General features: G+C 60.9%; 6 protein-coding genes. 5 read left to right on the plus strand and 1 reads right to left on the minus strand.

Translation table 11 applies throughout. The features are described 5' to 3' along the window. Positions 1–33: 33 nt before the first annotated feature. Complete coding sequence (locus tag C7S18_RS00355) at positions 34–2,175, plus strand: lipoxygenase family protein (protein WP_106889667.1); 2,142 nt, start codon at positions 34–36, stop codon at positions 2,173–2,175. A 98-nt stretch (positions 2,176–2,273) separates the two neighbouring features. Here C7S18_RS00355 and C7S18_RS00360 read toward each other — a convergent pair whose 3' ends face one another. Next, on the minus strand, positions 2,274–7,319 hold the full coding sequence (locus tag C7S18_RS00360) for an AAA family ATPase (protein WP_170113027.1): 5,046 nt from the start codon (positions 7,317–7,319) through the stop codon (positions 2,274–2,276). 894 nt (positions 7,320–8,213) lie between these two features. On the opposite strand from C7S18_RS00360, the gene aceB reads away from it, so the two are divergent. The 4 genes from aceB (at position 8,214) to bioC (ending at position 13,294) form a co-directional block, all read left to right on the plus strand. Then, a complete protein-coding gene (gene aceB, locus C7S18_RS00365) occupies positions 8,214–9,818 on the plus strand; it encodes a malate synthase A (RefSeq protein ID WP_106889669.1) in 1,605 nt (534 codons plus the stop codon). A 69-nt stretch (positions 9,819–9,887) separates the two neighbouring features. Next, the gene (gene aceA / locus C7S18_RS00370; protein WP_106889670.1) at positions 9,888–11,180 is read left to right on the plus strand and encodes an isocitrate lyase; all 1,293 of its coding nucleotides are present in this window, start codon (positions 9,888–9,890) and stop codon (positions 11,178–11,180) included. A 465-nt stretch (positions 11,181–11,645) separates the two neighbouring features. Then, the gene (gene bioH / locus C7S18_RS00375) at positions 11,646–12,413 is read left to right on the plus strand and encodes a pimeloyl-ACP methyl ester esterase BioH (RefSeq protein WP_106889671.1); all 768 of its coding nucleotides are present in this window, start codon (positions 11,646–11,648) and stop codon (positions 12,411–12,413) included. Next, a complete protein-coding gene (gene bioC, locus C7S18_RS00380) occupies positions 12,410–13,294 on the plus strand; it encodes a malonyl-ACP O-methyltransferase BioC (protein WP_106889672.1) in 885 nt (294 codons plus the stop codon). The genes bioH and bioC overlap by 4 nt, the downstream gene beginning before the upstream one ends. Positions 13,295–13,472 lie beyond the last annotated feature (178 nt).

Raw genomic sequence — 13,472 nt, forward strand, 5'->3', positions numbered from 1 at the left:
AGGCGCCGAATACCTGACCAGGAGACTCGATTGATGAGTGCGCTTGCTATGCCGGTCCACACCTATGTGGTGCCGACGCTGCCGCAGTTCGACACGGACGCGGGCCGTGATGCCCGCCAGTTCCAGCTGTCATTGGCGCGGACCAACTACAACTACATGCACAGCTACCTGGAGCAGGTCCCGCTGTCGGCGGGCGTTCCGGGCGGAGAAGGATTCTCGCCGCAGTTCATCGAGAAGGTTCTCAAAGTCATCGTGCCGATGCTTGAGAATTTCAAGGCAGCGGTGCACGCGGTACTGAAGCGCGAGTTGGAAGGGGACTTGCCTGGCCCGGAAATTGAGGCCTTGCAAGCCGCCTACGACAAACTGGTCCATGACTTCGGTATCTTGAATCCGATCAAGGACATCAAGGACATCCACGCCTTTCTTGGGGCCTTGACGCGCACCGCCAAGGCGCTTGAAGGATTGACGCGGGTGCCCGGTGACTTGGAGCAAATGGTCAAGGGGCTGGAGACAGTGTTTGCTGAAACGCTGAAAACGCCCACTGCCTTTCTCAAGTCAACGTTGTTCGACACCTTGCGTGGCGAGCGCGGTCATGCGTATTTGCGTCCGCAGTCGATCGATGACTACGAGGCCTTGTTCGGGGCCTTGAAGCCACCGACGATGCTTTCTCTGCCGCATGCGCCGTGGATGACCTCGACCGAAAAGCCGTGCCTGCAGGATTGGTATTTCGGTTGGATGCAGATTGCGGGCTACAACACGACCAACTTGAAGGGCGTGGTGAGCTCGGTGGTGCCAGACAGCGATACCGTAGTGCTGGCCGACTTGCAAAAGAAAATGCCGATCACGGATGCGTTACTGCAGTCGGTGACCGGCGACCAGACCCTGACGCTCGCTGACGCAATCGCCAAGCACCGCCTTTATGTCGTGGACTACGAGGTCTTTGCGGGTGCAACGTCAGACCCGTTGCACGGAGAACAGCGCTATCTGACGGCGCCCATCGCGTTGTTCTATTGGAATCCGACGGCACCACCAGGCTATCCGCCGAGCCCCGAGGGGGTGATGCAGCCGATCGCCATCCAGCTCGGTCAGCACTTTGATGCCGAGGCGACCCCGATTTACACCCCAAACAACAGCGCTGGGGGTAACGACGCCAGCCTGCTGAAATGGCGCATTGCCAAGTTCTTCATCAACGCGACGTGCGCGATGCAACACGAGTCGATTGCCCATCTTGGCGACTGCCATCTGATCGTCGAGCCGTTTATTGTCGCCGCGCATCGCCAGCTCGCCGAAACCCACCCACTGCTCAAGCTGCTGCTCCCGCATTTTCGGTTCACGATCAACATCAACGATGATGCGATTCACAGCTTGATCACGCCGGGCGGCGTCGTTGCCACGAACGTCGGGCCCAAGATCGAAGACACGCTGGCGGCCGTCGGCAACGCCCACGCCAATTATCGATGGGACCAGCGGAATCCGGAACGCCTGTTCAAACGGCGTGGTGTTGATCAGATTCCGGTGTTTCCGTTCCGCGACGATACGCTGCTGCTGTACGCTGCGATCAAGCCTTGGGTCCGCAATTACCTGAAGCTCTACTACGTCAACGATCAGGCGGTGCGTGATGACACCGAACTGCAGGGCTTCGTCAACGAGCTTGTGCTGCCGCAGTATTGTGGCTTCAAGGGCATGAATGGCCTCGTCGATACGGGTGATCCCAAACGCCCGGTGCGCATTGAGAGTTTCGACTATCTCTGCGAGATGGTGTCGCAACTCATTTACACCGCCGGCCCGCAGCATGCATCCGTGAACTATGCGCAGTACACGATGATGTCGTACATGCCCTCCGTGGGCGGCACGATCTATGCGCCACCACCGCCGCGCGCCATGGTGCTGCATTCGGTTCAGGACTGCCTGCCTTGGTATCCGGCGCTGGATGTGGCGCTGTATACCTTCTCGTTCGAGTACCTGCTGACCGAAGTGCAGTACGACACTTTCGGGCACTACGATCCGGATCCGCGGGTTCCGTATTTTCAGGATCCGCGCGTTTGGCCGCTGAACGAAGACTTCAAGGAAGCGCTTGCCGTGGCCGAGATACAGATTCGCAAGCGCAATGCCACGCGGCCGATGGAATACGCACTGCAGATTCCATCATTGATTCCGAACAGCATCAGCATCTGACCTGCCTTGAAGTGTGGCAACGTATCGATCCCATCCCGGTTCTGGCCGGGATGGGTGATGATGGCTTGCCGAGCTCGCCCGCTCAGTGCGGCAACCAATCAACCCTGACGCCAGCAGTTACGGCCATCCTGCTTGGCGCGATACAGGGCCTGGTCGGCGCGCGCGATCAGCGTTAGTGGGCTCGTCAGGATTTGGTCGTCCGCAGTTGCTTCAGCTGGTTGCAGGCTGCTGACGCCGATGCTGAGTGTGACCCAGGGGCCAACACTCGAGCGCGGGTGGGCCAAGGCTTGCGCCGCCACCGCCGCGAGGCTCTGCTCGGCCACCTGAGTGCCGGCAACGAGGTTCGTCTCGGGGATCAGCATGGCAAATTCTTCGCCGCCATAGCGGGCCACCATGCCTCGGCACGCCACGGCCACCGATTCCAGCGTGCGCGCTACCTGGCCGATGCACTGGTCGCCTTCCAGATGCCCTTGGCTGTCGTTGTATTGCTTGAAATGATCGATGTCGATCATCAGCAGGGATAACGGGGTGCCATCCCGCAGGCTACGTCGCCACTCGACATCGAGCCGCTCATCGAATGCGCGCCGGTTCGCAATACCGGTCAGCCCGTCTTTCATGGTCATCATCCGAAGCTCGTGCGTGCGCGCCTCAACCTTCGCTTCCAGGTGCTCGACCAAGTGCGCGTTGACGAGCGAGATGGCCGCTTGCGCACTGAGCAGCTCCAGCGTTTGCTGTTGCTTGACGGTGAATGCATTCTCGAGCTGGTTGTTTTCCAGGTAGACGAGCGCGACGATTCGACCTTGGGTGATGACCGGCAGACACAGCACGGACCTCGGCTGGCGTGCTGCCAAATAGGCGCTGCGGGCAAAACGATCATCCAGATGGGGGCTGTTGATCACCAGCGTGGTCCGCGTCAGGCGTGCATACTCGATCAGTTCGCTCGGCAGCCAGCCGACATTGGCCTCGGCGCCTGGGTCGCCGAGTGGCCGCGCGATGCGACTCGATTCCAGGCGCTTCGCCGGGCTCAATCCCCCAACGACTTCGACCATCAGCCGGCCGTTGTCATCCAGGACAATGGCCCCGCGCTCTGCGCCGGCGTTCTCAAGCAGCACCGACAGCATCTGGCGGAGCAATGAATCGAGTTGCAGTTCGCGTGCCAGCAGTTGGTTGGCTTTCAGTAGCGATTGCAAGTCCAGGTAGCTGGCATGTTCGCTCGTATGCCGATACGTGCCGCCGCTCGTGTTACTCGCGTTGCGGATGCGGTAACTCGACAAGGACACATCCGGCCAACGCCGTTCCAGTTCGGCGCATTTGGCGGACGCACCCCAACGGCGATAGAGGTGATACGCCTCTTTGATGAAATTGCGTGCCAATTGCCGTTGCTGGTGACTGGCCCAGAAATCTGCATAGCGCTCGTTCGCTAGCGCTTCGCACACCAGGAACCCAGCGTCGCCGGCAGCTTCAATGGCTTGCGCATAGAAGTCCATGGCGGCGCGTTCCTCGCCCCGCACGCGAGCCAGCTCCGCCGCAATCAGCAGTGCTTTGTGTCGGAAATTGCCAGCGCAATCTGCTGACCAAGTTCGGAACAACGTGAGCAACTGCTCGGCTTCAGTCTGGCGTGCCTCTGGCGACTTGCCGCTGGCCTCGGCGAAACTGTCGCGCAGAAGCCCCATCGCAAGATAGAACTGCGCCTCGACCCAAGTGGGGCTGTCTGGCAGGCACATCCCAATCATGCCGACCTGTGCCGCCGCCTGGGTCCACTGACTGGGGGCGTCGAAGAGATACGCATGCCGAAGCATCGCGGTCTGCAGGAACGCAAGCGGGATCGATGGCGTCTGGTAGTCGCCCTGAAACACGAGGTCGATCTGAAAACTGTCCGTGTCGAAACTGAGCAGGTCGCGGGTCTCGCCCTTCAGCGCGAGCATTGGCTGAATCACCCCCACGCGCAGCATTGCATCCGACTTCGGCTGTCGACTCTTCTTCAAGAACTTCAGCGCGCGCTCGCAATCGAGTGCCAGTTCGTCGAGCGGTACGCCCATGATTGCGCGGTTGACGGCCGCAAGCAGCACGCAAAAGCCGCCGGAGAGTGGGTTGATGCCGGTCAACGCGAGCTCCAGGCCGCGCTCCATGTAGGGCAATGTCGCCGACAATGGTTCGCACCAATGCTGATAGAACGGCGAAAAGTACTGGTACACCGGCATGCGGAAGTACTGGCTGTGGCGCTGCTCGGCGATCGTCAGCGCGAGACGGCCCATGGCATGGCACTGCCCATATGGCTTCTTCATGGCCGCCATGGCCGTCATGTACGTCACGTAGGCGATGCACGCCAAGTCACTCTGGCCGTGTGTCAGCGTCGTTTGCACCAATCGGCACGCATCGACGGCGAACGACGCAAACGCGCCACTCTGGTAAGTCGCATAAGACAACGCGAAGTAGACGCGCATCTCCAGAAGGCGCTCGGCGTCGTGCATCTCTGGCGCCGACAGCAAAGCCTCATGGGTAAATGGTGCCAATGCCTGTTCAGTGGCCGCAAACTCACTCGGGAATAGCGCCCCCGCATCTGATTCGGTTTCTGGAAATGGACGGCCGAGCAGCGCCAACGCCTCGCGCAGCACAGGCATGGCATCGGGAAAGCGGCCTTGAATGTGCAACTGATCGGCATGTACGAGCAGCATGCTGACCTTGCCGATCACCGTTGGTGCAGCGTGAATGGCTTCTGGATAGAGTGCCTCAGCGGCTTCGAAATTTCCGGACAGATATTCGGCCTCGGCCAACTCGCGATACAGCAGCACCGTGTTGTCAGGATCCGTCTGCCAGGCATCGTCCGGTAACAGGGCTCGTGCCTGCCGCAAATGTCTGACCGCTGCATCCAATGCGGCGGCGTGCTTCGCGCGCAGACCAGCGTGGCGATTCAAGGCACTGAGTTCGGCACGCTCGGCCGGGTCCTGAATCAGCGCCATGGCGCCGTTCAAGCACGCCAGAATCGTGAACAGACGTGCTTCGCGCTCGCCGCCCTGACACGTGGCCAGAAAACGGCGGCCACAGTGGTATTGCAATGCCGGTCGCTCGGATTCCGGCGTCAGGTCGCGCGCTGCCTGTTGCACCCGGTCATGCAGAAAGCGGAACCGGGCGCCTGCCAGCAGTTCGGCGTCGTGCTCGAACTTGTAGTCCTCGTTCAGCGGGATCACGAAGCCAGCCTGGAGCGCGGGCCAGAGCCGGGCGTGGCAGTTCCCCGCGCTGTCGTCTTCGATCTGCATCAGATCGCGCAGCGCGAAGCGTTCGCCCAATTCGGCGGCAATCGCCAGGGCCCGCTGACTGTCCGGGCCAAGCAGCCGCAGTTTGTTCAGCATCAGCGTGACGACGTTATCGGTCATGTTGCTGGCGCTGATCTGGTCGATGTCCCAGCGCCAATTGCCGACGCTGCGGTCGTAGTGCAGCGCGCCTTCCTGGACCAGCGTACTCAGAAACTGACCAACGAAGAACGGATTGCCGTGGGTCTTCTCCATCACCAAGCGGCGCAGCGATGCGATCTGCTGCTCCGGCTGCCGGAGCGTATCGGCGAGCAATGCACTGATTTGCTCACTGCCAAGGTGGCGGAGTTTGATCCGGGTCAGCATGCCTGGGCTATTGCTGAGTCGGGACGCCATCAGGGCCAACGGATGGGCGTCGTCGACCTCTTGGTCGCGATAGCTGCCGACGATCAGCACACTGCGTGACTCGTCATCGCCAAGCAAGTGTTCGATGAGCTTCAGGGTCGAGACGTCGGCCCACTGCAGATCATCGAGGAACAACAGCAGGGGATGATTGCTGGCGGCCAGCGCCTTGACGAACTGGAGAAACGCAATATGGAACCGCTGCTCGCTTTCCGCGGGGGGTACCATCGGCAGCGGCGGCAGGCTGCCGAGCAACAAGCTCAGGTTCGGCAGGATCTCAGCGACCGCTGCGGCCTGCGCACCCAGCGCGTCGGTCAACTGCCCGCGCCAATAGTGGCGACGTGTCTCGCCCTCAGTCGCCAATTGCTGCAGCAAGGGCTCGAATGCGCGCACCAGGGCGGCATAGGGCTGATTGCGCCCGAATTGATCGCACTTGCCATGCAGAAAGTAGCCGCGCCGCGCGACAATGGGTCGATGCAGCGCTGCGACCAGTGCTGTCTTGCCGATGCCCGCCTCGCCGCTGATCAGGAGCAATTCAGCGTGGGCGTCGCTCACCCGCTCAAATGCCTGCAGCGCGGTCTCGGTTTCCGTCTCGCGCCCATACAGGCGTTGGGAAAGACAGAAACGTTCAGGCACATCTGCCGTGCCCAGTTCAAACGACGGCACCCGGCGTTCGCGCTTCCAGAGTTCAGCAATCCGGGTCAGGTCATGAATCAGACCAAAGCTCGACTGATACCGGTCATCAGGCACTTTCGCCAACAGTTTCTGCACCAGTTGTGACAGCGCCGATGGCAGGTTCTGATCAATGTGCTCCAGCGGCTCGGGTTGCAGCGTCAGCTGCGCATGCAACAGGCTCAACGGGTCGTCAATTTGAAACGGCCGACGACCGGCGAACAGCTCATAAAGGGTCACGCCGAGCGAATAGAAGTCGCTGCGGTAGTCGACCTGCAAATTCGTGCGACCGGTTTGTTCCGGCGACATATAGTCGAGCGTGCCACGCGGCGACTGCGGTGCTTCCCGATACGACTCCCCCTGCAATCGCGATGCCAGGCCGAAATCGCAGACCTTGATGCGCAGGCGGGCCAAATCAACCAGCACGTTCTTTGGCGCCAGATCGCCATGGATCAGTCCATGCTTGTGAATATCACTGACCGCCTCGGCCAGTTGCAACGCAATGCTCAAGCGTTCCGCGAAATCGAGCAGCTTCCGCGAGATGACCTGCGCCAAGTCCGTGGCCGCAAAGTCTTCAAGCTCCAGCACACTCCGGCGACCAACCTGGTGCAGGGCACGGGCCTTGATGACCCAGGCCGAATCGATGGCACGCAGCATTGCGTACTCGTGTTGCCAACGCGCGCTCGTCTCCGGCGCGGGATGCTCGGCATCCAGCACTTTCAATACCACCGCTTCACCATTGCTCGTGCGGGCCGCCGCTACCACGGTTTCACCCGCAGCATGGATCACCTCGCCGACCGTAAAACCGGACAACTTCATAGGGCACATCCTCGTCGCTCAGCCAAGCCCCGGAACCGAGCCTGGCGACTTCAGACGCGACTTATACCCGGGGTTGGGCTGGGCTGCCACACTTGCCTTCTGTCCGGACTGAACGTACGTGACCGGCTACTTTTGCCGAAGTGGTGGGCAATTGCCCTGGTCCCTGGCCTTCGCCAGGGCAATGGCTTGGGGGCGTGCAGACTCCAACTGGACTGCAAGGGTCTGATCTGGTTTTTGAGTTCTGGTCGGACCAAAGGGGTGCTCATTCGCTCATCAAATTGTCGGTGACCGTGCGCCATTCTTGCGACGGTGCAGGGTCGCAAGTAGCCCTCTCCCCAGCCCTCTCCCACTCGCGTGGGAGAGGGGGCGCTCGCTCCGCCGCAAACGCGGGGTGGGCCGGGGAGTGCGTTGCTTGCGACGACGTCGCCGCGTTCAATGATCCCATTTTGCCTCTTACGACACCGAGTCGTCCAAATCGACGCACCCAAGGGTTGGCTCATACCCTTTTTCCAACGGTGACCGGCAGAAAAAACACGAGGCATTCGCAAATGGCATAAGCAATCTCTCTGCAAACGCCTGTTACAGCCACCGTAGTCGAACGTTCGTTCGAAAAATTACTCTATTCAAACAGAGTATTAGCCTTGATCTAAGAAAGTTAATGTGTCGCTTTGAAACATGTGCTTTGTGAACTCTAAAGAACCGGCGTAAGGTCGGTTGGGCGGAGGTCGTGGAGGGCTTCGCAGCGGCACAAGAACAACAGAGCCGGAACCAGAATGCGGATTCCGGCCGCCCATAAGCTGGCGTCCGGGGCGTGCTCCGGACGCTGGCGGAATGCCCACGCCGGGTGGCATTGGTCCTGTCGGATCAGCGCTGCCCAGATCGACAAGGATCGCCATGGTTGCCACCTCCACCGCTCCGTCCTCCATCCAGGCCGCGCTGACCATTCAAGGCGAGGCGGCCGCAGTCGCTAACGTTTTGGATGCTGCCACCACGGAGCTGTTGGTGCAGTTGCACCGCCGCTTCAATGCCCGCCGCCTGGAGCTGCTGGACGCCCGTCGCGTCCGCCAGGCGCGATTTGATGCCGGCGAGCTGCCGGATTTTCTGCCGGAAACGCGGCGCATCCGCGAGGGCGATTGGAAGGTCGCGCCGCTGCCGCCCAAGCTTCTGGATCGTCGCATCGAGATCACCGGCCCGGTCGATGCGAAGATGATCATCAACGCGCTGAATTCCGGCGCCAATGTGTTCATGGCGGACTTCGAGGATTCCTCCAGCCCGACGTTCGCCAACGTGATCCAGGGTCAGGCCAATCTGCAGGCAGCCGTGCGTGGCGAGCTCAGCTTTACGAGTCCGGAAGGCAAGCATTACGCGCTGAAAGCGAGTGGACTCGCCACCCTGATGGTGCGCCCGCGTGGCTGGCATTTGAGCGAGAAGCATGTGCTCGTCGATGGCGAGCGCATGAGTGGCGGGATCTTCGACTTGGCGGTGTTCGCGATCCACAACGCGAAGCGCCTAGCGAGCGAAGACCGCGGTCCGTATTTCTACTTGCCGAAGATGCAGAGCCACCTTGAAGCCCAATTGTGGGACGAGGTCATGAGCTACATCGAGACACGCCTCGTGCTGCCGATTGGCACGATGAAGGCGACGGTGCTGATCGAGACGTTGCCGGCTGTGTTCGAAATGGACGAAATCCTGCATGCGTTGAAGTCGCGCATCGCGGGCCTGAACTGCGGTCGCTGGGACTACGTGTTCAGCTACATCAAGACGTTCCGTAAGCACCCGAATCGCTGCTTGCCTGAGCGCGGCCAAGTCACCATGACAACGCCGTTCCTGAAGCGCTACTCCGAGTTGCTGATTCAAACCTGCCATCGTCGCGGCGCACTCGCGATGGGCGGCATGGCCGCGCAGATTCCGATCAACCATGACCCAGAAGCCAACGCTGCTGCCATGGCGAAAGTGCGTGCTGACAAGCTCCGCGAAGTCACCGCGGGCCACGATGGCACCTGGGTGGCGCACCCGGGCTTGATTCCGATCGCGCGCGAGATCTTCGACGCGCATATGCCGACCGCGAATCAGTTGCACGTCGAGAAGCCGCCAGTGGCCGCCGAGCGCGATGTGCTCATTGATCCGCCCACGGGAACGATCACACGCACCGGATTCCTGAACAACATCGACGTGTGCGTTCGCTACATCGCGGCATGGCTTGATGGTCTGGGCTGCGTGCCAATCCATTACCTGATGGAAGACGCCGCCACCGCCGAAATCTCGCGTGCGCAGCTGTGGCAATGGCTGCATGTCGGTGGCCAGACATTGGACGATGGCACGGCACTCGACTTCGCGCTGTTCGATGCCGCAATCGACACCATTGATCAGCGCATCGATCGCTCGGGCCTACCGGGCGAACACCGGATTGATGAGGCCGCGAAGCTGTTGAAGCTTTGGACCCACGCGCCTGAGCTGATCGAGTTCCTGACCTTGCCCTGCTACGAACGCCTCGCCTGAGGCTTGGCACCACCAACCCCTTTCTCCTGAGTGGGCACCACCGCTCAAAAACACCAAACGAGGTAGATCATGAAGACCACGCTTCCGACCGCAGAACAGATCAAACTGGATTGGCAGAACAACCCGCGCTGGGCCGGTATCAAGCGCGCCTACTCGGCGGAGGATGTGGTCCGCCTGCGCGGCACGGTATCGGTGGAATACACGCTTGCGAAGCGTGGGTCGGAGAAACTCTGGCACTACCTGCACACCGAGGCCTTCGTCAACGCACTCGGCGCGATGACCGGCAACCAGGCCATGCAACAGGTCAAGGCCGGTCTGAAGGCCATCTACTTGTCCGGCTGGCAAGTCGCCGCCGACGCCAATACGGCCGGCTCCATGTACCCGGACCAATCGCTGTATCCGGTCGACTCGGTGCCGAACGTGGTTCGCCGCATCAACAACACGCTGCTCCGCGCCGATCAGATTCATCATGCCGAAGGCAAGAACGATATCGACTGGCTGCAGCCGATCGTGGCGGACGCTGAAGCCGGTTTCGGTGGCGTGCTGAATGCCTACGAACTGATGAAGCACATGATCGAAGCCGGTGCGTCGGGCGTGCACTTTGAGGATCAATTGGCCAGCGCGAAAAAGTGCGGTCACATGGGCGGCAAGGTGCTCGTGTCGACGCAGGAGGCCGTGCAGAAGCTCGTTGCGGCGCGTCTGGCCGCTGACATCGCAAACGTCCCGACATTGATCGTGGCCCGCACTGATGCCATGGGTGCTGGTCTGGTCACCTCCGACATCGACCCGACCGACCAGCCGTTCCTGACCGGCAAGCGCACCGTCGAAGGCTTCCATGAAACCAACATGGGCATTGAACAAGCAATCGCCCGCGGCTTGGCCTATGCGCCGTATGCCGATCTGATCTGGTGCGAAACGTCGACGCCGGACTTGGCCCAGGCCAAGCAGTTTGCGGATGCGATTCACGCGAAGTTCCCAGGCAAGCTCCTGGCCTACAACTGCTCGCCGAGCTTTAACTGGAAGAAGAATCTGGACGAAGCCACCATCGCGAAGTTCCAGAAGGAAATCGCGTCGTACGGCTACAAATTCCAGTTCATCACGCTTGCTGGCTTCCATGCGTTGAACTACTCGATGTGGAATCTGGCCAGCGGGTACAAAGATCGCCAGATGGCCGCATACGTGGAGTTGCAGGAAGCCGAATTCGGTGCCGAAAACCGCGGCTACACGGCTGGCAAACATCAGCGCGAAGTGGGCACGGGTTACTTCGACAAGATCAACGAAGTGATCACCGGCGGTCAGAGTTCGCTCGGCGCGCTGCATGGCTCGACCGAGGAAGAGCAGTTCCATCACAAGGCAGCGTAAAGCCTGAACATGACGGCGTGGTGGACGCCGTCTTGGGTGAGCAAAACAGCCTGGCGCGAGCTGGGCTGTTTTGCTTTAGTCGTCTGGCTGTGGGGCGATTGGGCGGGTTGATCGCAAGCGTGCCCTGGATCCCGGAAGCCGCTGCGCGGCCTCCAGGATGACGACTCGGTGGTTTGCCCGCTCAACACTCATTGGCTTTCGGATTTGCGGGATTTCGGCTTTGGGGCGAGCAGGGTTTGAGCCGTAAGCGGCGAACGCGGGACACTGCGGTCGTCGCGCGACTTGGTGGCATTTGAAGCCTCGAAACAGCCGACACTTATTGTCGTCATCCTGGAAGTCGCGCAGCGGCTTCCGGGATCCAGGGCAAGCTCGCCAAAAGCCCCCTTTCGACCTCCTTGCCCAATTCCAGGATAATGCGCGGAGAAGGCGCCCAACTCGGGTGCCATGCCACGGAGCACTCAGCCCATGCATGTCGATACCCACGGCCAAGGATCAGATCTCGTGCTCCTGCACGGCTGGGCCATGCACGGTGGCATTTTCCATAGCCTCCTGCCCAGGCTGCGGGCGCACTATCGTGTGCATGTGGTGGACCTGCCCGGGCATGGCTTGAGTCGCGGGCATGAGTCGCGCTTTGAGCTGCATGACATCGTCTATCGGCTCAAGTACCGGCTGCCGCGGGCGGTCTATGTGGGCTGGTCGCTGGGCGGTCTGATTGCGTTGTCGCTGGCGTTGGAGCATCCGGAGCACGTAGCCGGGCTCGGCATGATTGCGGCTGCGCCGAGTTTTGTCCGCCGGGCCGATGATCCGCATGGCGTCGATCTCACCGTATTCGAGCAGTTCCGTGATGATCTGGCCAGCAACTACAAGCGAACAATCGAACGGTTTCTCGCCTTGGAGGTTGTCGGCGACGAGCACGCTCAGAGCTGTCTCCGGTCTCTGAAGGCGCATATCTTCGATCGCGGTGAGCCCGACCCGCACGTGTTGCATGATGGCCTGAACATCTTGGCGCATACGGATTTGAATGCGCGCCTGTCGCGGATCAATTGCCCCAGCATGTGGATTGCCGGTGCGCGCGACCGCCTGGTGTCTGTCGATGCCGTGGAACGCGCGGCCATGCATTGCCGCGGGCATTTTCTGCGTTTTGACCATGCGGGCCACGCACCGTTTCTGACGCATGCGGAGCGGGTGGAGCGGGCGCTGGAAGACCTGATGATTGAGGCGGAAGGCGCGTGAGTCTGGATGTCCGGCGGATTGCCGTCAGTTTTGCCGGTGCCGCCAAGCGCTATGACCAAGCGGCCCGATTGCAGCACCAGGTGGAGTCGGAGTTGCTGGAACGTGTTGCCGAGTTGCCGCTTGCGCCGAGCCTGATTCTTGATCTCGGAGCGGGGCCAGGGCGGGCTGCCGCGGCGCTCAAACAGCGCTTTTCGAAGTCCGAGGTGATTGCGATCGACATCGCTTTGCCGATGCTTCGTGAGGCTAGAAAACGTCAGGGCTGGTTCCGGCCATTTCGCTGCGTGAATGCCGACGTCCGGCATCTGCCGATTGCCGATGGCAGCTGCGACCTGCTGTTTTCCAGTCTCTGCCTGCAATGGATCGACGACCTGCCGGCCTTGTTCGCCGAGTTCAGGCGCGTCCTGAAACCCGGCGGCTGGCTGCTGTTTTCAAGCTTTGGTCCAGACAGCCTGCGGGAATTGCGGGCCGCCTGGGCGACCGTGGATGAACGTCCGCACGTCAATGTGTTCCTGGACATGCATGATGTCGGTGATGCACTGATCAGTCAGGGTTTCAAAGACCCAATGCTCGATGTCGAGCGCTACACCTTGCCTTACTCAAGTGCCCTTGACCTGATGCGCGAGCTCAAGGCCATTGGCGCCCACAACGTCGATCAGGATCGTGCGCGGGGCTTGACCGGCCGGCGGGCGCTTGATCGTGTGATTGCCGCATACGAGGCCTACCGGATCAGCGATGACGCAGTGGCAGCGAGCTACGAAATCATCTTTGCGCAGGCACAGGCGCCGAGCGGCGAGCAGCCGCGGCGTCAGCATGGTCAGGACATTGCTCAGGTGTCGCTCGCGACCATGCGCGAGTTGATCCGCAAGCCGGGGCAGAAATAAAGATTGAAACGTGGCGGATCAGCAACCGTTCGGAACCGTCACTCCGATGCGACCCCAACAAACTCAGGCGTTCTCCGACCAAATATTTGTCCGGCGCTGATACCGCCATTTGCGAATGTGCCATCGCCGACGTTAACGCAATGTTGAGGCCCGTCGCCCCGGCACGGCCCCGCATTTC

This window comes from Ahniella affigens (genome assembly GCF_003015185.1).
GTDB classification, from domain to species: Bacteria; Pseudomonadota; Gammaproteobacteria; order Xanthomonadales; family Ahniellaceae; genus Ahniella; species Ahniella affigens.